Source organism: Pseudomonas sp. SGAir0191, assembly GCF_002812565.2.
Taxonomy (GTDB): Bacteria; Pseudomonadota; Gammaproteobacteria; order Pseudomonadales; family Pseudomonadaceae; genus Aquipseudomonas; species Aquipseudomonas parafulva_B.
This window is the reverse complement of the sequence record NZ_CP025035.2, coordinates 637,387-659,177: the sequence shown is the minus strand read 5'-3', so window position 1 is coordinate 659,177 and position 21,791 is coordinate 637,387. Positions and strand designations below refer to the sequence as shown.

13 protein-coding genes are annotated in these 21,791 nt (G+C 63.3%); 5 read left to right on the top strand and 8 right to left on the bottom strand.

What is annotated here, in order from left to right; all coding sequences use genetic code 11:
• Positions 1 to 180: 180 nt before the first annotated feature.
• The 4 genes from CWR53_RS02810 to hrpB form a co-directional block, all read right to left on the bottom strand.
• Positions 181 to 816 carry a hypothetical protein gene (locus CWR53_RS02810; RefSeq protein WP_058603598.1) on the bottom strand — a complete coding sequence of 212 codons (636 nt, stop codon included), beginning with the start codon at positions 814 to 816 and terminating at the stop codon, positions 181 to 183.
• A complete protein-coding gene (locus CWR53_RS02805; protein WP_100850747.1) occupies positions 806 to 10,012 on the bottom strand; it encodes a hemagglutinin repeat-containing protein in 9,207 nt (3,068 codons plus the stop codon). The genes CWR53_RS02810 and CWR53_RS02805 overlap by 11 nt, the downstream gene beginning before the upstream one ends.
• A gap of 38 nt (positions 10,013 to 10,050) precedes the next feature.
• Positions 10,051 to 11,736 (bottom strand): ShlB/FhaC/HecB family hemolysin secretion/activation protein, encoded by a 1,686-nt coding sequence (locus tag CWR53_RS02800; protein WP_181405480.1) that lies wholly within the window; start codon positions 11,734 to 11,736, stop codon positions 10,051 to 10,053.
• A gap of 201 nt (positions 11,737 to 11,937) precedes the next feature.
• Positions 11,938 to 14,457 (bottom strand): ATP-dependent helicase HrpB, encoded by a 2,520-nt coding sequence (hrpB, locus tag CWR53_RS02795; RefSeq protein WP_100850745.1) that lies wholly within the window; start codon positions 14,455 to 14,457, stop codon positions 11,938 to 11,940.
• A gap of 117 nt (positions 14,458 to 14,574) precedes the next feature.
• On the opposite strand from hrpB, the gene CWR53_RS02790 reads away from it, so the two are divergent.
• Together CWR53_RS02790 and CWR53_RS02785 are read left to right on the top strand one after the other, a co-directional pair.
• Entirely contained in the window at positions 14,575 to 14,994 is a 420-nt protein-coding gene (locus tag CWR53_RS02790; protein WP_058638971.1) for a hypothetical protein, read from the top strand.
• A 21-nt stretch (positions 14,995 to 15,015) separates the two neighbouring features.
• Positions 15,016 to 15,885: a cation diffusion facilitator family transporter gene (locus tag CWR53_RS02785; RefSeq protein WP_100850744.1), complete on the top strand. Its 870-nt coding sequence runs from the start codon at positions 15,016 to 15,018 to the stop codon at positions 15,883 to 15,885.
• Positions 15,886 to 15,889: 4 nt separating this feature from the next.
• Here CWR53_RS02785 and CWR53_RS02780 read toward each other — a convergent pair whose 3' ends face one another.
• Entirely contained in the window at positions 15,890 to 16,684 is a 795-nt protein-coding gene (locus tag CWR53_RS02780; protein ID WP_100850743.1) for a DUF6515 family protein, read from the bottom strand.
• A gap of 94 nt (positions 16,685 to 16,778) precedes the next feature.
• Between CWR53_RS02780 and CWR53_RS22880 the strand changes: the two genes are divergently transcribed.
• From CWR53_RS22880 to CWR53_RS02770, 3 genes are all read left to right on the top strand, one after another.
• Positions 16,779 to 16,937, top strand: coding sequence for a hypothetical protein (locus tag CWR53_RS22880; protein ID WP_181405456.1), 159 nt, complete (start codon positions 16,779 to 16,781; stop codon positions 16,935 to 16,937).
• A 143-nt stretch (positions 16,938 to 17,080) separates the two neighbouring features.
• The gene (locus CWR53_RS02775) at positions 17,081 to 17,557 is read left to right on the top strand and encodes an Lrp/AsnC family transcriptional regulator (RefSeq protein ID WP_100850742.1); all 477 of its coding nucleotides are present in this window, start codon (positions 17,081 to 17,083) and stop codon (positions 17,555 to 17,557) included.
• Positions 17,558 to 17,611: 54 nt separating this feature from the next.
• Positions 17,612 to 17,815 carry a DUF2788 domain-containing protein gene (locus CWR53_RS02770; protein ID WP_023534618.1) on the top strand — a complete coding sequence of 68 codons (204 nt, stop codon included), beginning with the start codon at positions 17,612 to 17,614 and terminating at the stop codon, positions 17,813 to 17,815.
• Between the two features lie 36 nt (positions 17,816 to 17,851).
• Here CWR53_RS02770 and CWR53_RS02765 read toward each other — a convergent pair whose 3' ends face one another.
• From CWR53_RS02765 to CWR53_RS02755, 3 genes are all read right to left on the bottom strand, one after another.
• Positions 17,852 to 18,490, bottom strand: a complete 639-nt coding sequence (locus tag CWR53_RS02765; RefSeq protein WP_058603557.1) for a pseudouridine synthase — start codon at positions 18,488 to 18,490, stop codon at positions 17,852 to 17,854.
• Between the two features lie 6 nt (positions 18,491 to 18,496).
• The gene (gene amn, locus CWR53_RS02760; protein WP_023534634.1) at positions 18,497 to 19,960 is read right to left on the bottom strand and encodes an AMP nucleosidase; all 1,464 of its coding nucleotides are present in this window, start codon (positions 19,958 to 19,960) and stop codon (positions 18,497 to 18,499) included.
• A 111-nt stretch (positions 19,961 to 20,071) separates the two neighbouring features.
• The gene (locus CWR53_RS02755) at positions 20,072 to 21,715 is read right to left on the bottom strand and encodes an acyl-CoA dehydrogenase family protein (protein WP_100850741.1); all 1,644 of its coding nucleotides are present in this window, start codon (positions 21,713 to 21,715) and stop codon (positions 20,072 to 20,074) included.
• Positions 21,716 to 21,791 lie beyond the last annotated feature (76 nt).

Genomic DNA, 21,791 nt, shown 5'->3' with positions numbered 1-21,791 from the left:
ACTATCCGCATGCTTCTGCTAGCTTATTAAAGAGCAAGCTTCTAAAAATATCTGATCTACTTAAACTGTGAGACAGCTGAATCTGGGCAAGGGTATTTTCTCCTGCCATAATTTAGCCTTAACACATGCATACCTCGTGAAAATTTCTCAACAATTGAAAAATGTAGGAAACGAACCGCTTCAACCCAATATTTTCTTGATTGTCTCGGGTAATCCTATAGATAGGAAACCCCATTCGGGGTCATCAAACTCCCCCATCCGTTTAAAAAGCAACCCACCTGCTTTGTACACTTCGTGAAAAACATTCAAATCTTCAGTCAAGCTACCGGACCACCCCAGGCTAAGAATATTTTTAATCTTAAAATTTTCAGGCACCAATATAATATATGAACAACGCTCTTTAACTATTAATTCAATCATGCTCTCAATAGATGCTTTCGAAATCTTTATAGCACCAAAAAATTTCAATTTTTCATGGGCCTCCGAAAAATATTCCTGAGGATCACTACCTCCCAAGATTTCACACCCTTGAAACTTCAGCGCCCCCCACAACTTTCGATGTCGTACTATTCTGGTATTTGGTTGCCAAGCAGAATTCCCCACAATCACCCAGACTTCGTAGCCATACATGTTTTTACGAATCAAGCTGAAAATAAATTTACAGACAGCCACGAGAGCATTATTTGGTGCGCCATTAATTAGAAAGCTAGCTGCCGACAAAACTAATTCAGCACCCACCTTAGAAGCATCAAAATTGTAAACTTCATTATATTGGAAAATATTCTGCGTGCTAGTAACTTCAATATCAGTAGTCATAATGATTTCCAGCTTCATCATTAAAGTGTGGACCCCGGTTTTGTGGGTTACCGGTGCCAAAATAATGACCTTCTGCGTCATCACGAATTCTCACCGTCTTAATTCCTCCACCTGATGCTGGAATTTCAAACTCATAAATTTTCCCCGGCTGAGGGTTACCCCTTTTGTCGACATTTGGAAGAATGCCACTAGGTTTCTGGCTTACGGGAACTCCTGATTGACGTTTGGCCTCATTAAAAGCCCCAGCCCGCCCAGCACCTGCCGGACTCATATTTTCAGGAATTTTGCCTTTTTCATCGCTAGCAGAATCCTGATACACCAACCCCGACTCAGGAAGATCCACAATCGGCCTGGAATAATCACCTGGAGCCTGATCCACGACCTCGCTACCGCCCGTCGAGCCTATAGCCTCCTGTCTCCCACCATTAGCATAGCCGTCACTGGACGGATTGCTTCCCTGTTCGTGAATGGGCTTCCCTAAATCAGAGCCTCGATCAGTTAACCAACTTTCAGGGAGGCTAGTCTTGAGCACCACTTCCATAATCCCTTTAGTGATTATGTACTGCTCTTCTAATGTCCTCCCTGCCTCTTTCGCAGCCCGCTCAATTGCCTCGGCCGCTTTTTGCTTCTGCTCTGGGGTCTGAGCTGTAAGCGCGAGGCTCACTACCACGGCGGCTCCAACAGCCAAACCTGCTACAGCAGCAAAATTGGAAACGAACTCTGGCCTATTTAATGAGCCGAGCAAAACTATCGTTTGTAGTGCTTGCTCTGGGTTTTCTCGACCGATTTCTGCAACCCTTGTTACAAGCGCATCGCCATCAGAGCCCAGATCTGTCCTTAGAGCGCCCTCAAGGAGTCTTTTTGCAGTCGCCGATCTTGTACTTTCGTCCGCACTTCTGAGCTGCTGCTTCAGGTCAGTGAATATCGTATAAGATCCGGCCCGATACAAACCTTGGCCGTCGACCACTTTTGCAGTGACTACAAGCATGTCAACGAGTTTTTCAGTCGCGTTACGGCTGTTCTCCCCATACAACTCAACGCTTTGACGCCACTGACTCAGCGTATCTTCCGGGCTAAGAACAGCTTCGGTCGATCGCTTCGTGGCATACAAATCAGTCCGATGCTCATCGTCCTTCGTGACTTCATAAGCCCTGCTCACATCCCGGTTCAAACCAGCGGTCGAGTCCTGCCCTGCGTTATCCCCACGCACCACCACATCGCCCGCACCCACCGTGCCCCGCACGATCTGCTGGCGATCCTTGTTGTAGTTCCAGCCCTCTACGCTCCAGCCGTTCTGGCCCTGATCGCCCTTGCCTACCTGACTCGGGTCTTGCGTGGTGTTCTTGCCGATACCGTACGAGCCACCGACATTCAGGTAGTAGCCATGCTCCTTATCTTTACCGGCAATGTCGCTGAACCCGAGCGTATTGGTATCCAGCTTCAACTTACCCGTGTCCGAAGCAATCAAAGCACCATCAAGCTGGGTATGGTTTTGGGTACGTATATCGAGCGCGTTTTGAGCAGTAATGCTGGTTTGCTTCTCAACCCAGTTCTTGCTGCCCGTGGTCCGGCCATAACCCATCGAGCCACTGACGCCACTTCCTGGCCCCACTACCACCGTCGCGCTGAGGTCGTATTCCTTGCCCTCGGCCTTGCCGGTATCGGGCAGCGACGTGACGGTCAGATCGCGGCCAACGCGCCCGACAACCTCATTGCCGCGCAACGTAGTGCCCGCGATGTTGCTGTCCCGACCGCTGGTAAAGGCCAGTTGGTTGCCGGCATACAAATAGGCTTCCTGCTGTTGCTGGCCCTCACGCTTCAGATTGCCTTTACCCAAGTTGACGCTGGCATAAAGACCAACACCCTCCGAGCCCACCGCCAGCCCTACTTCACCCCCGCCACTACGACGGCTACTGGAGCTGGCGCTGTCGTTCTGCGCCGCCCTGATGTTGAGGTCATTACCCGCCTGAAGATTGATATCCCGCACGGTTTGCACCTGCGTGCCAATCAAGTTCAGGTCGTTGCTGGCCTTGAGGTTGGCATCGCGTCCAGCCTGCAAACTCGTGACCGTCGAAGAGCCTTGGCTTTGATCGCTATCGGCAACTCCGCGACTGCCGCCAACACCCACCTTGAAACCACCGCTGGTGCCGCCATGAATGCCGCTCCAGCTTTTCTCCTCACTGCTCTCTTCGCCATAACTGCCCTTGGCCGCATCGAGCGTGATGTCACGGCCCTGAATGTTGATATCGCGCCCCGACTGCAACTTTCCGCCGCGGATACGCACATCATTGTTGGCAGCGATGTTCAAGTCGTTGCCGGCATCCAGCGTCGAGCCGCGATTGCTCGTTTGCGACACAACTTGGCGACTGCTTTCCTTGCTGTTGCCGAACTTCGCATCGGCCGTAGGCCCGCTCAGGAACTGCGAAATGCTGTCCATGGCCCGCAATGTGCTTGAGGCTTTACTGGTAGCGTCCTCGCCTTTGCCGGCACCATTGACGGCATCTTTGGTGCTACCGAAGTTATGGTTGATGGTCGCCGTCAGGCCGTTGCGCGAGCGCTCGCGTTCCCGCTCGGTCACCTGCGACTCGCTGGCAGCGTCGACATTGACGTCGCGACCGGCGGCCAGGTTGATGTCGTTGAAGGCTTGCAGGTCCGAACCGACCTGATTGATGTCGCGCTTGGCACCCACATTCAGATCGCCACCGGCGCTGATCTGGCTGGCGGCACTGGTCTCCTGGGTCAGACGGTCCTTGGCTTTGTTGCGCTCGGAGCCGGCGAACAGGCTGACGCCGTTGTCGTCCGAGGAAATGCCGATACCGGACTGCTTCTTGCTCTTCCAATCCTGGCTGGAGTGGGTGTTCTGCGCCGCCAGCACGTTGACGTCGCGCCCGGCTTGCAGGCCGACGTCGCCCGCCGCATCCACACGGCTGCCGACGACGTTGATGTCCCGCTCGCTGTGCAGGTAGGCATCGCGCATGGCCGTAATCTGACTGCCCACGGCCGTACGGCCCTGCGCTTCGTTGCCCGCTTCCTTGGCCGAGGAGAACGACAGGAAGCCACCGGACAGGGAAAGGCCGGTTTTCTTCTTGTATTTCTCTTGGTGGCTGGAGGCTTCGTTGTTGGCCGACAGCAGGTTGATGTCACCGTTTTCATCGACCAAGCCCGCTCTGACGTCTGCGTCGTTCGCAGCATTGAGGGTGCTGGCCCGCAGGTTCACATCGCGACCTGACGCAATCACCGCATCGTTGCCGGCAGTCAGCTCGCTACCGACTTGATCGACGTTGCGGGTCATCTGGCTCTTGCCGCTCTTCGACAGGCCGAAGGCCCCGGATTTGGTGGTCTTGCTGTAGGTGCCGTGTTGCTCTACGCCAGAATTGACCGAGACGTCGTTTGTGGCGCCCAGGATCAGGTCATTGCCTGCCGACAGCTGGCTGCCGACGATATTGACGTCGCGACCGACGTTGATGCCGACACTGCCGTCGGCAGCCTTGCGGGTGTTGATGGTCAGGTCCTGGCCGGCCTCGATTACCGAGGCGACATTGGTGGAATCGTAGGTTTCCTCCTGATGCTTTTTCTTGCGGCCAAACGAGCCACTGCTCTTCTTGAACGAGTAGGAGGCGTTTTCATCCTGAGCCGAGGCTATGTTCACATCTTGCCCGGCGTCGAGTGCCAAGTTCTGCCCGGCGTTGGCGCGGCTGGCGACGACGTTGATGTCGCGAGCGGCGTCGGAGTTCAAATCGCTGCCGGCGTTTACGTTGGAGGACAGCTGCTTGGCCTGCGTGGTGACGACGTAGCGGTGGCCGCCCTCGAAGGACTCGTGCTTTTGCGTGTTGTCGGTTTTTGCCAGCAGGCTTACGTCGTTACCTGCCTGCAACGCCACATCCCGCCCAGCCTGCAACGTGCCGTAATTGGTCACATCCCGACCCGCCGACACAGCCAGATCCTGCCGAGCACTCACCCCGCTCCCGGCATCCGTCACCGTGCGGTACCCCGCCCCATCGCGCACCTGAATCGCCGTGCGCTCGTTGGTGACGTCGCCGCGCACCGCCGCCAGGCTCACGTTCTCCCCGCGAATCTGTCCTGCCATGGCGTTGCGGATGCTGTCCTGCGCGATCAGTTGCAGGTTGTTGCCCGCCTCCACCAGGCCACCCTGGTAGATGCTGCCGCCACTGCTCACGCTCAGGTCGCGGCTGGCGCGCAGGGTACCGACGTTGACCAGATCCCCACCGCTGATCAGGCTCAGGTCGCGGCCCTGGATCAGGCTGCTGCCGCGCACGTTGCGGGCGTCCACCTGGGCCAGGTACAGGGTCGGCACCAGCACGGTCTGGCCGTCGACGACGCGGTTTTCCATCCACACGATGTCATGGGTCAACGCGCTGACCTGCGCGCTGGTCAGGGCTACGCCCAGGCTCAGGTTGAGGGCGTCCTTGCTGGCCAGGGCGTTGTCCATCAGGTAGCGGTACTGGTCGTAGTCGCTGACCAGGCCGTCGGCGAGGAAGCGTTGGCCGGTCTGGGCCAGCACGGCGTCGCGGATCAGGCGTTGTTCGTAGAGGCCGTCGCCCAGGCGCCGCCAGTTGGCGTCGGGGCCGATGTCCAGGCGCTCGAGCAGGTAGTCGGAGCCGAGGAAGCGCGACAGGTCGGTGAAGTTGGGGTTGGTTTCGATCAGGTAGTGGCCGTTCGGGTCGGGGTTGCGCACGAACAGGCCGTAGTCGCCTTGGGGCAGCTGGAAAGTGGGGCCGGCGGTGGGGTCGACCGCCGCGAACGGAATGCCGCTGTAGTCCACCGGGACGATGGTGGTCTGGCCGTTGGCGTCGGTCACGCGCTGCACGCTGGGCAGTGCGGCTACGGTGGCGGCGCTGGCGTCGACGGCCTGTTTGTTGAGGGTGATGTCGATGCCGCCGACCGGCACGCCGGTCTGGTCGTCGCCCAGCTTGCCGGTGAGGATTTCCAGGGCGTTGTGTTCGCTCACCGAGCCGTTCTGCACGCTGCGGGCGACGTTCAGGTTGACCGTGCCGCCGGCTTGCAGGGTGGCGGCGTAGAGCGGTTTGGTGCTGTCGGTCCAGGTGGTGACGTTGCTCTCTTCGCTGAAGCGCGCATCGGCTGAACGGGCCTTGAGCAGCTCGAAGCGCGCCAGGTCGAAATTGCCGGCAGCCACGGCGGCGTTGAAGGCCGGGACGTCGATGTATTCCATCTGGTCCCAGTAACCGGTGTCGATGCGCCCGGGCGTGCCGATGACGATCTTCTGCTGGCCGGTGCGCTCGGTAGCGCCGAGGTTGAGCAGGTCGTTGGCGGTGATGCTGAGGTTGCCGTTGGCCGCCAGCAGGCTGTAGCGGTTCTGCACGTCGCTGGCTTGGATGGTCAGGTCTTTGCCGGCCACCAGGCGCGCGCCGGGGCTGTCTTGGGTGGCGCGTTCCAGCAGGGTTTGTTCGATGGTGATGGTGCCGCGCTTGAACGAGTCGTGGCCGCCGCAGTGCTGGCCGCACACCCAGCTCAGGCTGCCGCTGACGATCGACTCGCCCAGCTCGAAGCTGGCCTTGGCGTTTTCCACGCTGGCGGCGTTCAAGGTGATGGCACCTTCGCTTTCGACGGTGCCGGACAGGTTGCTGAAGCGCTGCGCGGCGTTGCCGTCGCGGTTGGCGACGCTCAGGTCGCCACGGCTGTACACGTCGCCATAGAGGTTGCTGAGCACCTGGGTGCGCAGCGCCATGGGGCCGCCGCTGAACAGCAGGGTGTCGGGGTCGTTGCTGATGCGCTCGGCGTTGAGCGTGACTGCGCCTTGGGCGCCGAGGGTGCCGCGGTTGAGGATCTGCGTGGCGTCGATGGCCAGGGCCTGGCGGGCGGTGAGGTAGCCGAGGTTGTCGAGGTTGCCGGTCAGGCTCAGGCGCGCGTCCGTGCCGGCGCCGATGCGGCCGCCGTTTTGCGTGACGTTGCCGGCGTTGATGGCCACCAGGCCTTGGGCCGACAGGCGCCCGCGGTTGTTCAGGTCGCCGCTGAGGTTGAGGGTCAGGTCGCCGTCGCTGAGCAGCTCGCCGCCGTTGTCGAGGCGGGCGAGGTTCAAGGTCAGGTTGCTGGCGCTGGCCAGGCGGTCGCCGGTTTGCAGGGCCAGCGCGTCGCTGGTGTAGGTCAGAGCGCGGTTGAGCTGCACGCTGCCCAGGCCGTCGACCTGGCCGAACTGCCAGTCGCCGGCGCCCAGGGCGGTGATGCGCCCGCCGACACCACTGACGCGGTCGAAGACCAGGCTCAGCAGGCCGTCGCCTGCGTGTTCGATGCGGCCGCCGCGGTTGTCCAGCAGGGCGGCCTTGAGGCTGAAATCGGTGTTGCCGGCAGCAATGCGGCCGTTCTGGTTGAGCAGGCTGCCGGTCAGTTCCAGGCGGCTTAGGTCGCTTGCGGCGGTCAGGCCTACAAGGGAATGGCCCAGGGCGGTCAGTTGGCCGTCGCGGTTGTCCAGGGCCCTGGCGCTGAGCGTGAAGCGGCTGTTGGCTTCGATCAAGCCGCCGTGGTTGTCCACCTGGCTGGCCTCGAGGTCGAGGGTCTCGCCGCTGATCTGCCCGCCTTGGGTGTTGCTCAGAATGGTGCCGATCGAACGCAATGCGGTTTTGGCGAACAAGGTGCCGCCGGCGTTGGCGAGGGTGGCAGCGTTCAGCGTCAGGCCGCCGACCAGGCTAGCGATGGAGCCGGCCTTGCCGCTCTGGCTGCCGTTGTCCAAGCGTGCGGCTGTGATCTCGACGCTGTCGCCCTGAATGATGCCGCCCAGGTTGCTCAGCGCCGCCTGGCCCAGTTGCAGGGCGGTGGTGCCCGCTGTGGCGAGCACGATGCCGGCGTCGTTGTTCAAGGTGCCGCCCGTGTAGCGCAGGCCGTCGCTGCCGGCGACCAATTCACCGCCCTGGCCGTTGTTCAGGGTGTTGGCGTGCAGGTCCAGTCGCTGGCCGCGCAGGCTGCCGCCGCTGTTATCCACAGCCGCGGCACCGTCCAGCGTCACGCCGTGCTGGCCAGCGTCGATGATGCCGGTGAGGTTGCTCAACACATCGCTGACACTGAGCTGCACGTCGCCGCCGTCGCTCACCAGCGCGCCCTTGGCGTCGTTGTACAGGCGCTGGGTGTCGAGGCTCAGGCTGCGGCCGATCACCGTGCCGCCGCTGTTGTCTAGCCAGGCGCCACGCAGCAGCAGGCTGGCGTCGCTCTGCACCCGGCCGCCGTCGTTGAGCAACTGGGCCTGGGTGGCGCTGCGGGCGAAGTCCAGGGTCAGGCCCTGGGTGCCGGCGGCCAGCAGGCCTTGGTCGCGGTTGTCCAGGCGCTTGGCGGTGATGGCGAGCTGTTCACCGACGATCTGGCCCTGGCGGTTGTCGAGTTGGGCGACGTCGAGGTCGAGGCGCTCGCCGATGATCTTCCCTTGGCGGTTGTCGATGTCAGCCTGGGGCGCAGTCACGCGTATGCCGGTGCCGAGCAGGCTGCCGTTGCGGTTGTCGAGGCCGGTTGTGGCGAGGTCGAGGTCGCCGGTGACCGCCAGCAGACGCCCGCCCTGGTTGTCGGCCTGGCCTGTGGACGCATTGAGGTGCCGCTGGGCCTGCACGGTGCCGTCGCGGTTGTCCAGGCGCATGCGCGCAATGACCTGCGCGTCGCCGCCGCTGGCCGAGAGCAGGCCGGCATGGTTGTCGAGGGTGTCGCTGCTCACGCTCAGGGCGTTGGCGTCGATCTGCCCGGCGGCGTTGTCGAGGGTGGCGACGTTGAGGGTCAGCTTGCCGTTGACGGCTTGCAGCAGGCCTTCGCGGTTATCCAGCCGCGCGAGGTCGAGGGTGACGTCCTGGCCGTTGCCGAACAGCAGCACCCCGCCCAGGTTGACGATGGCCGGCGCCGCCACGAACAGCGCCTGTTCGCCGACCACGCGGGCGGCCTTGCCCTGGTTGCTCAGGGTGGCGGTGGTCAGTTGTGTGCGCTGGGCCTGGAGAACACCCCGGTTGTCGATGCGCTGGCTGGCTTCGACGGTCAGGTTGCGGCTGGCTTGCAGGGTGCCGGTGTTGTCGAGCGAGGCGGCGCGGACGGTGACGTCGCCGATGGCGTTGCGGCTGTTGTCGTTTTCGATGCCGGCCGCGACGGTCCCAGGGTTGCTGAGCGTGCCGGCGTCGATCTCGACCCGCTCGCGCGCTGCCAGGCTCTGGCGGCTCACCAGTTTGCCGGGGGTGCGCACATTGACGCTGTTGGCGTAGGCCTTGCCGGTCATTTCTATGACAGGTGCGGTGACGTTCAGCGCGCCCTTGGCCGAGGCCTGGGCCATGTTCAGTTGGCCGTTGGCGTCGATCTGGATGTCGCCGGCACTGGCGGCCAGGTTGCCGGCAGTCTTCACGCCCACGCCCTGCTCGGTGCCCACCAGCTTGATGGTGTCGGCGTACATGCCGCCGAGCGCCGAGGAGTCGATGGCCAGTTGCGGTTTGTCAGCCGGGTCGCCCTGGCGCGGGGTGGTGGCCAGGGTGTCGGCATTGACGTCGTTGGCGCCGGCGACCACGTTGAGCCGCTTGGCGTACAGGTCGGCGTTGAGCTTGGCCGACCGGGTGATCAGGTCGAACTGGTCGATGTTGCTGGCGTCCAGGCCCTGCCCTTCGATGCTGATGCTGCCGCCATCGACTGCGAAGTGGTCGAGCTTGCCGGTCGCATCCAGCACCGGCTTGCCGGTGCTGAGGGTGACCCGCGGGGTGTTGATGAAGCCACACCCGTTGCACGTCACGCCATGGGGGTTGGCGACGATAACCCGCGCCGCCTGCCCGGCCACTTCGGTGTAGCCCTTGAGCTGGGTGGCGTTGGCGCCGTTGATTTCGTTGAGGATGGTGCTCGCCGCGCGCCCGCCCAGCTGCTGGTTGCCGAGGATGTTGCCGCCCAGTTGCGTGCCCTGGATGGCTTGGGTCGAGTTGTTGAGGATCAGCCCTTGGCTGTCGACGTTGTAGCGCTCGTACTGGTTATGCGACAGGCCTGCCGCGTTGGGCGCGGCGATGTTGACCACCGGCACGCCGTTGCCGGCCTTGCCGACCTTGGTATTTGTCGTGCCGCTCACGGCAATGCCGTCGGCCATCGCCCAGATCGGCTGCCAGAACATGACGTTGGCCAGCAGCACGGCCAGCAGGCGCTTGGGCAGGCCGAGGAAGTTCGGCCGGTCGGCGAGTACGGCGGTGGGTTGGGCAGCCAGGGTCAGTTGGCGAACGTCCATGTGTGCAACCTCGAAACTACGTCGTCGACGAGCAAAAATTAAAGATAAAAATCCATGCGGAAATAGATCGGTGCTTCGCGGTCCAGCACATCCGGGCGTTCCAGAGAATGGGCAAAGGTGACCGAGGCGGCGAGATGCTTGCCGCGGGCAAACAGCTCCAGCGAGTTGCTGCTCAGGCGGCCGTGCTCTTGGCCGTTGTAGCGGTCGTTGCGGATCACGCCCTGGTCGTAGCCCAGCGCCACGCCGTATTCCCCGAGCACTGGGCGCAACGCGTCGAAGGTCACCGGGCGCGTCCAGCGCAGTTCGTTGCGCCAGTAGCCGCCGCTGTCGCCGGTCAGGAACTGGTCCTTGTAGCCGCGTACCGACGACGACCCGCCCAGGCTCAGGCGCTGCGGGCTGAAGAGCGCGTCTTCGCTGCGCTGACCGGTAGCCAGGCTGGTGAAGGCCAGGCGTTCGCCCCACAGCTCGAACGGCTGCAGGTAGCTAAGGGTGCCGGTGTACTTGCGGTAACGCGCGTCGGCTTCGCCCGGGCCCGGGTCGTGGTTGCCCTGGGCGTCGAACAGGCCGATGCCTTGCTGCATGCCCAGGTCGAGGTTGACGAAGGCCGAGCCGATGCGTCGGCCGTGGTTGAGGCCCACCTGCGCTTCGCTGATGCGGTTGCTGCTCAGGTCCAGGCGGGTGTCGCCGAAAAAGTTGTTGGTGCGGATATGCGCTAGGCCCAGGCTGACCGAGGTCTTGCTCAGGGTGTCGCGGTGGATCACCCGCTCGGCGCTGAACTGGTGGGTCTGGCTGTCGCCGTCCTGTTCCACTTCACTGCCTTGCACGTCGATGCGCGAGCGGTAGTGGCTTTCGCTGTAGAAGTAGCTGAAGGTCCACCAGCCCCAGGGAAAGTTGTACGCCAGCAAGCCGTTGCGCGAGCTGCGCTGGTGGTCGCTGACCGCGTCATGGCCGCCGCGCACGCTGAACTGGTCGGCCAGGCCCAGCGGGTTGTCCCAGTCCAGGCCCGCGTTCCACTGCTGCTCGCCGGTGCTGCGCAGGCCATCGTTATTGCGCGACAGGTGCGCACGCCAGGGCTTGTCGGCTTCGTTGCGCACCAGCACGTTGCTGCTGCCGACGTTCTGTCCGGGGCTCAGCTCCATGCGCACGTTGTTCGAAGGCAGGCGGTTAAGCTGATCGACCATCTGCTCGATCTCGCGCAAATCGAGGGGTTGGCCTTCTTTACCGGGAAAGGTCAGTGCCAGCTCGCGCTCGGACAGGCCGCTGCCAGCGTCGCTGCGCAGCTTTTCCAGGGTGCCTTCAACCACCAGCACTTGCAGCCGGCCTGTGGATAAGTCCTGCTGCGGCAGGTAGGCGCGAGTGGTGACCCAGCCTTTGTCGAGGTAGTGGTCGGTGATGGCCTTGAGCAGCGCGTTGAGCTGCGACACACCCAGGCATTTGCCTTGGTAGGGCGCTGTCAGCGCTCGGCGGTCGGCCTCGGACAAGGCATTGGCGCCTTGCAGCTCGATACGCTGGATAGTGAAACAGCGGGTATCGTTGGGCGTCTGGGGCGCAGCAGGCGTGGCCGGTTTGCCGGGTAGATCCTGCAGTTCCTGCAGGCGCCGACGCTGCTCTTCGAGCAGGCGATCCTGGCGGTCGCGGATAAGGTCCTGCTCACCCGGGGTTGCGGCTTGCACGGAGAAACAAGCGGCGAGGCTCAGCACGGCCGCACTGGCGGCCATCCACATCCTTGTAGATAAAGGCATAGTGATTCCATTGGAAATACGGGCAATCAGTGCAGCAGGCGCCTAGGGGGCCAATACCAGCGATATGACATCATTTTTCATATCGGTGACAGAGACCGCTCTCCAAAGGCCGAGTTCCTTGAGCGCATCAAGGTGGCGACATTGAGACAGCGCTGCCGGGATCCACGCCCTTCTCGAGGTTGGCTATTTCCTGGGTTTTGCCCTGGCAGTCGCTTCGGCTACCAGCGGATCTTCAGGCCAATAATGCTTCGGGTATCGCCCCTTCAGATCCTTCTTCACCTCCACGTAAGTGCTGCGCCAGAAGTTCGCCAGATCCTGGGTGACCTGCACAGGCCTGCGAGCCGGCGACAGCAGGTGCAGCACCAGCGGCTGCCTGCCCTGGGCGATGCGTGGGGTTTCTGCCAGGCCAAACAGCTCCTGAAGCCGCACGGCCAAGATGGGCGGATGCTGCGAATAGTCGATACGGATATTCGAGCCGGACGGCACCTGGATCGCCTGGGGCGCCTGGGTGTCCAGCTCCTGTGGAAGCGGCCAGGGCAGGAGGTTTCTGATGATCGAGGACAGGTCCAACTGGCTGAAGTGGCTGAGCCTCGTGACTTTACCCAGGTAGGGCGTGAGCCACTGGTCCAGCGTGTCCAGCAGGTTGGCATCGCTCAGGTCAGGCCACTTGCTGTGTGCCTGCCCACCCTCGATATCCAGCTGGCGCAACAGACCCACCCGGGCCTGCCACTGCCGCAGTTCAGGGTTCCAGGGCAGGAGCTCGATGCCCTTGCGCCTTACCAGGTTGACCAGGGCAAGCGAACGGGTGTGCTCATCAAGACTCGGCAGCGCTTTCGTCGACAAGATCAGCTGCCCCACCTTCAACTGCCGCTCAGCCTTCAGCACCCCTTCCCTTTCGTCCCAGTCAACCTCATCGACAGACTTCACAAGGTCAGCCAGCTCGTCATCGAACAGAGCAGGCTCGAGGTCACTCGCCAGGTAGATCCGCTCCTCACGCTGCCCTTGCCGGCTACCCAGGTCGGCGACCACCAGCCACTCATGCTTGGTGAGCGCATCGGGCTCTGAGAACACCGCGGCACGACCGTTGGAAAGACGGTATTCGGATGCACTTGCACGCCTCTGCTGGCCGATTCGGTCAGGGTAGGCAAACGCCAGGAGACACCCTACCCACCGTGGGTGATCGGGCTCGCTGACAGGGCTGGAGGCCTTCCCACGCAGTAGGGATCGGTACTGCCGAGCCGACTGCTTCACCCGCTGGAGAGAACCACCACTACGACGTGAATGTTGCTCCCCTGACAGGGCACTCAGCCGGGTGTGAAGGTCAGCACCGGCCCCGCGCAGAATGTCCTTTTCGCCCAGCAGTGCCGCAATGTTGCATGCCAGGTCATCCAGGCCCATCGCATTGCCCTTGATGAGCATGTGGGCGATCCGGGGGTGGGCTGGCAGCGCGCTCATGGCCGCACCGTGTGGCGTGAGCTGCCCAGCATCGTCGAGGGCGCCCAAGCGCTTGAGCAAATCTCGGGCTTGAGTGAAGGGCGCTGCTGGCGGTTGGTCGAGCCAGGTCATCTCTTGCGGCTTCATGCCCCATCGGGCCAACTGGAGCGCCAAGGCTGCCAAGTCTGCCTGCAGGATTTCAGGGGTGCTGTAGCCGGCCATCTGTTCGTGCTGGGACTGCGACCACAGCCGATAGCAGACGCCGGGTTCCAGGCGCCCAGCCCGCCCCGCACGCTGGGTAGCGCTGGCTTTGGAAATGCGCTGTGTGTCGAGTCGGGTCATGCCGCTGCGGGGGTCGAACCTGGGCACTCGTTCAAGGCCGCTGTCCACCACCACCCTCACCCCTTCGATGGTCAGGCTGGTCTCGGCAATGTTCGTGGCCAATACGATCTTGCGCGAGCCCTTGGGTGCCGGGTCTATCGCCGCACGCTGCGCCTGCAGGTCGAGGTCACCGTACAGCGGGCACACGATCACCTCTGGACGGCTGCCGAGCTGCGCCTTGAGGTCCTCTGCCACCCGCCGAATCTCTGCCTGCCCCGGCAGGAAAACCAGAAGGCTGCCAGGTTGTTCATCGATGGCAGCCAGGCACGTGTCCGTGATGCGCGCATCAATTCGCTCGCCCGGCTGATAGGGGCTGCCCCATACCGTCGAGACGGGATACATCCGCCCTTCACTGGTGACTACAGGTGCATCGTTCAGCACCTTCGAGAGCCGAGCACCCTCCAGTGTTGCAGACATCAGCAGCAGCTTGAGCGGGGGTTCATCGCGCAGCAGCTCACGGGCGCTCAAGCACAGCGCCAGCGCCAGGTCAGAATCGAGGTTGCGCAGGTGGTACTCATCGAAGATGACCACCCCCACACCCTCCAGCGCCGGGTCATCCTGAAGCCGGCGAGCCAGGATGCCTTCGGTGACCACTTCGATCTGCGTACGCGGCCCTACCTTGCTTTCAAGGCGAATGCGGTAGCCGACCGTCTCACCCACCTGCTCACCCAGCTCACTGGCCAAACGCTCCGCCGCCGCCCGCGCAGCCAGTCGGCGAGGTTCGAGCATCAGGATCTTTTGCCCGGCCAGCCAGGGTTCATGCAACAACGCCAGGGGCACCCGAGTGGTCTTGCCAGCACCTGGGGGCGCTTCGAGGATCACTTCATTGCGACTGGCCAGGGCCTGTCGCAGATCTGGCAGTACAAGGTCTATAGGTAATGAAATCATGGTGGCCCTCGAACAAGCAGGCGAGTATAACGGCGAACCGACGTTGTCCTATCATGGTCTTAACTGCGGGCTCAGGCGCCTTGCCTGGCCTGCCGAACGCCACGCCCGGAGATTTACATGCGCATTGCTTCCCGCCTGATCGGTGCTGCCCTCGTGGGCACCTTGCTGACGCAACTGACGGCTTGCGGCTCTATCTTCTATCCAGACCGTCGCGGCCAGATCGACGGCAAGGTCGACCCGGCGATCGCCGTGCTGGACGCTGTTGGCCTGTTGTTCTACGTCATCCCAGGGCTGATCGCCTTCGGCATCGACTTCGCCACCGGCGCCATCTATTACCCGCCAGGACAGACCGCGCAGGTGGACCCTGCCAAGCTCAAGGACGCCGTCAATGCCGATGGCACCGTGGACAACCTCAAGCTGCAGGCCATCCTGGAAAGCGAACTGGGGCAGCGCCTGCCGCTGGACGACCCCCGCCTGATCCAGCACCGCGGCAGTGCTGAACAGCTGGCCAGCCTGGGGCTGGTGCCTGCCGCCTAATGCCAAGGACAACCGCCTGACATGACCACCTCGGCCGAACACAAACGGTTGCTCCGCCTGGCCACGCGCGCCTCCCTGGCGGTGGCCAGCATCCTGGTGGTCAGCAAGGCGCTAGCCTGGTGGTTGAGCGGCTCGGTGAGCCTGCTGGCCGGGTTGACCGATTCGGCCCTGGACGCCGTGGCGTCCTTCCTCAACCTGCTGGCCGTGCACTACGCCCTGCGCCCGGCCGATGACGACCACCGCTTCGGGCACGGCAAGGCAGAAGCCCTGGCTGGCATCGCCCAGGCGCTGTTCATCGGCGGCAGTGCCGTGCTGATCGCCTTGCAGGCGTTGGAGCGTCTGCGCAACCCGCAGCCGTTGGGCGATACCGCCATCGGCATCGGGGTGATGCTGTTGTCGTTGGTGCTGACCGTCGCGCTGCTGGCCCTGCAACGCAAGGTCATCCGCGCCACAGGCTCCACGGCGGTACGCGCCGATTCCCTGCACTACCGCTCCGACCTGTTGCTCAACGGCAGCATCTTGCTGGCATTGCTGCTGGCGCGCTTCGGCTGGCCGCAACTCGATGCGCTGTTCGGGTTGGGCATCGCGTTGTACATCCTGTGGAGCGCCCTGCAGATCGCACGCGAAAGCACGGCGATTCTCATGGACAAGGAGCTGCCCGTGGATGTCAGTGAAGACATGGCCAACCGCGTGCTGGCTATCGATGGCGTGCTGGGCGTGCACGACCTGCGCACCCGGGTATCGGGCAACCAGTGGTTCGTGCAGTTGCACATCGAGCTGCCTGGGCAACTGCCGCTGCATCACGCCCATGGCCTGTGCGTGCAGGCCTCGGAGGTGATCCGCCAGCAGTACCCCAAGGCCGATGTAATGGTGCACGCCGACCCGGTGTAGCCCTTCAGTTGATGCTGTAGCCCCGCCCGGACAAGCACGCGCCAAGCGCCCGTTGGTAGGTGCTTGCAACCGCAGGCGCCGGCGCATAGGCAGCCATGGCAGGATCGAACCCCGACTGGCTGACCGCCCAGCGGTGGCACTGGTAGCGATCCTGGTCCTGCTGTTCCTGCCCTTGCCCATAACGCGGATAAGCCACCACGTCATACCCCGGCGCCGCTGCTGGCGCAGGTTCTGGGGGATTGACCACCACGTACTCGCGACTGTTTTCCAGGTACCGATAGTAGGTGTCGGCGACCAGGTACATCATCGCACCGTCCACGCGAAACTTGTGTGCATAGGGCGGCAGGTAGCTGACTCGCGCACCTGGAGGCGGCACCACGACCTGGTAACCCCGTTCCCAGGGTCGGTACCAGTATCCACCCGAGTAGAAATAGTCCTGCCCTTGGTAGGGCACCTTCCAGAAGCGGTCAGGGAACCGGTCCACGGTCTGGCCGGGCCGGTAGTGCGGGCCGGGGCCCCAGCCTTCACCGTGGCCACCCGGGCGGCCCTGCCACCGCGGGCCATCACCGGGGCGGCGGGGAATATCCTGGTAGAACCCTGGCCGTGGGGGCTGCGTCTGACCGACTTCGTCACGTGAATTGAGCGCACGCCCAGGCGCGGGCCCTGCCTCGATACCTGGCCCTGTGGCGGCGGGGGGCAACGCACCTGGGCCGTCGTTGGGCCCGGCTGCCAGGGCTGCCACGCTGATGCCCATGCCCAGCAAACCAACACCTGCCCACTGCCAGATGTGCGACTTCATGGTAGTCCTCTCGACGGGATAACGGCTGACTGCGCCAGTCTACCGCGCCCCACCGCGCCGCCCATTAAATTTCAGCCATGAAAAAAGGGAGGCCATGTGGGCCTCCCTTCAGCAATTGTCGTCCGTGCTCGGCGCTTGTGGCCCCGGCTCACCTCACACCATCTTCTGGAAGGTGCGTAGCCCGGGGGCCTGGCCCATCCTGTTGGATGGCTTGGCCGCGAGCGCCCGTCTGGGGCGCATCGCCGTGGACTGATGTCCGGGCAGTGATTCTGGTGATAAAGATACCGGGCGCGCACCGGCACAGGATTGCGAAGATTGCTCATATAAATAGCACTTGCGCAATTTTTAACCCTGGATTGATAATTCGCCGCAATCCGAACAGAAAAGGCATGATTCATGAGCAAGCTGGACCGATACGACCTGAGCATTCTGGCTGAATTGCAGCGTGACGCGCGCATCTCCAACCAGGAGCTGGCCGAACGCATCGGCCTTTCACCCTCACCCTGCTCGCGCCGCGTCAAGCAACTCGAAGACGACGGCTACATTTCCCGCCAGGTGGCCTTGCTCGATCGCAAGAAGCTGGGTTTGAGCCTGACCGCCTACGTGCTCATCGGCATGGACCGGCACACCCCCGAGCGCTTCGAAACCTTCGAGACCACCATTCGCAATCTGCCCCAGGTGCTGGAATGCAGTCTGGTGACCGGGATGGACGCTGACTATCAGCTCAAGGTCGTCGTGCCCGACATGGACCATTACCAGAAGCTGCTGCTCGGTAGCCTCACGCGCATCGAGGGCGTCACCAGCGTGCGTTCAAGCTTCGTGCTCAACCAGGTATTGGCCAGCACCGAGCTTCCATTGACCCACCTTCGCTGATCGGTTGCCACCTCACGCGTATACTTGCCCCCTCAACCCGCCTGGAGCACTGCAATGGATCCTGCCGTATTCGAAGAGTGGATGATGATCATCCTGGTGACCGCCTTGATCGGCTTCATGGGCTTCATCGTCTGGGACCTGGCGAAAAAGTCCCAGGCGGGGCGGTTCGGCACCCTGATCCTGTTCTTCGTGCTCGGCCTGGGTGTGCTGGCGTTCATCATCAAGAGCGTGGTGGTGGGGTTCATCGAGGGGGTGTAGCCGGCGCGGTCGTCACGTCCGCGCCGGCCATGACGCCTAGCGCCGCAGGGTCGGCGCCACCTCGCGCCAGCAGCCCTGCTCCAGCCCATCGAGTGCCCAATCGCCAATGCGCACGCGCACCAGGCGCAAGGTGGGCAGGCCCACAGCGGCGGTCATGCGTCGTACCTGGCGATTGCGGCCCTCGCGAATCACCAATTCAAGCCAACGGGTCGGGACGCTTTTGCGAAAGCGTACCGGCGGGTTGCGCGGCCACAGCGCGGGCTCTTCCAGGCTGCGGGCCTCGGCGGGCAGCGTTGCCCCGTCATTGAGCTGCACGCCTTCGCGTAGTTGGCGCAGCTGCTCCTCGGTGGGCTCGCCCTCGACCTGTACCCAGTAGGTCTTGGGTAGTTTGTGTTTGGGGTCGGCAATACGCGCCTGCAGGGCGCCGTCATTGGTCAACAGCAGCAGGCCTTCACTGTCCCGATCCAGCCGGCCGGCGGGGTAGACGCCCGGGATGTCGATGAAATCCTTGAGCGTGGCCCGCCCCTCGCCGTCGCTGAACTGCGTCAGCACGTCGAAGGGTTTGTTGAACAGGATCAACCGCGGCTCGGCGGGTGGCGCCTTGGGCTGGCGATGAGCACCAGGCGCAGGCCGCCCTTGGGGGCGGCGCGGCTTGGAACGGGGTGGCAGTGACATGGATCCTCAGCGGAACGGCGGCTCGTCGAAGCTGCGCAGTTTACGCGAGTGCAGCGAATTGAGCTCGGTGCGCAACAGATCCAGCGCCGCGATACCGATCTTCAGGTGCTGGCTGACCGCGCGGTTGTAGAACGCGTTGGCCGAGCCCGGCAGCTTGATCTCACTGTGCAGCGGTTTGTCGGACACGCACAGCAAGGTGCCGTACGGCACCCGCAGTCGATAGCCCTGGGCTGCGATGGTGCCGCTCTCCATGTCCACGGCAACGGCGCGGGACAAGTTGATCAAGGGCCGTTCCTGAGCCCAGCGCAGCTCCCAGTTGCGGTCGTCGTAGGTCAGCACGGTACCGGTGCGCAGGCGCTTCTTGAGCTGCTCGCCCCGCTCGCCGGTCACCTGGGCGGCGGCTTCCTGCAGGGCCAGTTGCACCTCCGCCAACGCCGGGATTGGAATGTTCGGCGGCACCACGCGGTCGAGGATGCCGTCACGGCGCATGTAGGCGTGGGCCAGCACGTAGTCGCCAATGGTCTGCGACTGGCGCAGCCCGCCGCAGTGCCCGATCATCAGCCAGCAATGCGGGCGCAGCACTGCAAGGTGATCGGTGATGTTCTTGGCGTTGGACGGGCCGACGCCGATGTTGACCAGCGTGATGCCGTCGCCGTCCCCTGCAATCAGGTGGTAGGCCGGCATCTGGTAGCGGTGCCAGACCACACCGGCGACCAGCGCCTGGGCCTCGCCGTGGTCCATGCTCTTTTCGATCACGACGTTGCCCGGCAGCACCATGCGCACGAAACGCGGATCATCGCGCAACTGCTCAAGGCCATGGCTGATGAACTGGTCCACGTAACGGTGATAGTTGGTCAGCAGGATCCAGGGCTGCACGTGGCGCCAGTCGCTGCCGGTGTAGTGCACCAGGCGCCGCAGCGAGAAGTCCACGCGCGCGGCATCGAACAGGGCCAGGGGCAAGGTATCGGTGCTGTCCCAGTCGTAGAGCCCATCGGCGATGTTGTCGGTGGCCGAGGACAGGTCGGTGCTGGGGAACACCCGCGCCAGCTGCGCGGCGGTGATGCCGCTGCCGGCCAGCTCGTCGCCCTGGTCCACCACGTACGGATACGGGATGGGCTGCTCGCTGACCCCCACTTCCACCGTGACGGTGTAGTCGTGCATCAGCGGGCGCAACTGCTCCAGCAGGTAGCCGCGAAAAGCAGCCGGCTGGGTGATGGTGACGCTGTAGGTGCCAGCCACCTGGACCTTGGCATAGGCCCGCGTGGTGGCAGCGACCTCGCCATTGCTGTGGTAGGTCAGGCGCAGCGCCGGGTAGCGGAACAGGTCACGCTCCTGGGCGTCGGGCTCGGTGCGGTCCTTGAGGTAACGCTTGAGGGCCTGGCTCAGGGCACCGGTGGCCTGCTCATGCAAGGCCGCCAGACGATCGACGGCCTGTTCGGGAGTATCAACGACTTCAAACGCGTGGCTCACACTGTGCTTCCTGTCTGGACATGCATGCGAACCATCTTGCCTGCCTTCTTGGGTAAATTCATCCCCTCGATGATGCAGAGGGCGCAGCTGGGGCGTACAGGGCCGGCCTGGTCAGCTGGCCATGGCCCGCGCCATCACGGCCTGTACGTCAACACCGCGTGGCAGCGTGCCATAGGCGCGCCCCGTCCCTGTGAGGCGACTGGCAATGAACGCATCGCTGACCGCAGAATGACCAGCCTCCAGCAGCAACTTGGCCTGCAACGCCAAGGCGATGGCCTCGGTCAGTTGTCGCGCCCGGTACTGGATATCGCCGGTATCGAGAAACGCATCCTTCAGGTTGACGATGCAGGTGGCCAGGCGCTTGTCGCCGTGCCCGTCCCCCAGTTCGGCGAACAACGCCTCCAGCACACCCGGCTCCTTGGACAAGGCGCGCAGCACATCCAGGCACTGCACATTGCCCGAACCCTCCCAGGTCGAGTTGACGGGCGCCTCGCGGTAAAGCCGCGGCAGGATGCTGTCCTCCACATACCCTGCCCCGCCCAGGCACTCGGCCGCTTCGTTGATCATGGCCGGGGCACGCTTGCAGATCCAGTACTTGCCCACCGCCGTGACCAAGCGCGCGAAATGCGCCTGCTGGGGGTCGTCGAGCTGTTCGAGGGCGTGGCCCATGCGCAGGCTCAGGGCCAATGCCGCTTCGCTTTCCAGCGCCAGATCGGCGAGCACGTTCTGCATCAGCGGCTGCTCGGACAACAGGCGGCCCGCCACCTGCCGATGCGCACAGTGGTGCAGGGCCTGGGTCAGCGCCTGGCGCATCAGGGCACTGGAGCCGACCATGCAGTCAAAACGGGTCATGGCCACCATTTCGATGATGGTCGGCACGCCCCGGCCCTCCTCACCGATCATCCAGGCCAGCGCACCGCGAAACTCCACTTCGCTGGAAGCGTTGGAGACATTGCCCAACTTGTCCTTCAGGCGCTGGATGTAGAACTGGTTGCGGCTGTCGTCCGGGCGGTGGCGGGGCAGCAGGAAGCAGCTCAGGCCGCGCTCGGTCTGGGCCAGGACCAGGAAGGCATCGCACATGGGCGCCGAGCAGAACCACTTGTGACCCACCAGCTCGTAGGCCTGGCCGGGCCCCGGCGCGCCCACGGGGTAAGCACGGGTGGTATTGGCGCGCACGTCCGTGCCGCCCTGCTTCTCTGTCATGGCCATGCCCAACGTGACGCCGGCCTTGTGCCGGTCGCCGACGTTGCGCGGGTCATATTCACGCGACAGCGCCTTGGGCAGCCAGTAGTGGGCGATCTCCGGTTGCAGGCGCAGGGCCGGCACCGCAGCGAAGGTCATGGTCAATGGGCAGCCCGTCCCGGCCTCGGCCTGGCTGTGCAGGTAGGTCATCGCCGCGCGGGCCACATGGGCGCCCGGGCGCGGCTCGGCCCAGGGCAGCGACGGCAGCCCATGCTCGACGGCGGTACGCATTAATTGGTGATAAGCGGGGTGAAATTCGACCAGATCGATGCGATGACCATAGCGGTCATGGCTGCTGAACACCGGCTTGTGCGCATTGGCCAGAAAGCCTGCCTGCATCAACGGCCCACCGGCCAGCGCGCCGTACGCATCGATCCGCGACTGCGCCCAGTCGGCGCCAAAGCGCCTGGACCACTCCTGTAGCGGCAGGTCCAGGCGGTACAGGTTGGCCCCGTCCAGCGGTGGCGGCTGGTTGGTGACCTCATGGGTTTCAGCGAACTGGTGCAGGTTCATGGAAGCGCTCCTGAATCCGGGCAGGCGTGAGATACCCAGTGAAGCACTGTCTGGTCGGTGTACAAAGGGGCATTCC

Coding starts and splice junctions, on each gene's coding strand:
- CWR53_RS02810 (WP_058603598.1), bottom strand. CDS start 816: ATGACTACTGATATTGAAGTTACTAGCACGCAGAATATTTTCCAATAT.
- CWR53_RS02805 (WP_100850747.1), bottom strand. CDS start 10,012: ATGGACGTTCGCCAACTGACCCTGGCTGCCCAACCCACCGCCGTACTC.
- CWR53_RS02800 (WP_181405480.1), bottom strand. CDS start 11,736: ATGTGGATGGCCGCCAGTGCGGCCGTGCTGAGCCTCGCCGCTTGTTTC.
- hrpB (WP_100850745.1), bottom strand. CDS start 14,457: ATGATTTCATTACCTATAGACCTTGTACTGCCAGATCTGCGACAGGCC.
- CWR53_RS02790 (WP_058638971.1), top strand. CDS start 14,575: ATGCGCATTGCTTCCCGCCTGATCGGTGCTGCCCTCGTGGGCACCTTG.
- CWR53_RS02785 (WP_100850744.1), top strand. CDS start 15,016: ATGACCACCTCGGCCGAACACAAACGGTTGCTCCGCCTGGCCACGCGC.
- CWR53_RS02780 (WP_100850743.1), bottom strand. CDS start 16,684: ATGAAGTCGCACATCTGGCAGTGGGCAGGTGTTGGTTTGCTGGGCATG.
- CWR53_RS22880 (WP_181405456.1), top strand. CDS start 16,779: ATGTGGGCCTCCCTTCAGCAATTGTCGTCCGTGCTCGGCGCTTGTGGC.
- CWR53_RS02775 (WP_100850742.1), top strand. CDS start 17,081: ATGAGCAAGCTGGACCGATACGACCTGAGCATTCTGGCTGAATTGCAG.
- CWR53_RS02770 (WP_023534618.1), top strand. CDS start 17,612: ATGGATCCTGCCGTATTCGAAGAGTGGATGATGATCATCCTGGTGACC.
- CWR53_RS02765 (WP_058603557.1), bottom strand. CDS start 18,490: ATGTCACTGCCACCCCGTTCCAAGCCGCGCCGCCCCCAAGGGCGGCCT.
- CWR53_RS02755 (WP_100850741.1), bottom strand. CDS start 21,715: ATGAACCTGCACCAGTTCGCTGAAACCCATGAGGTCACCAACCAGCCG.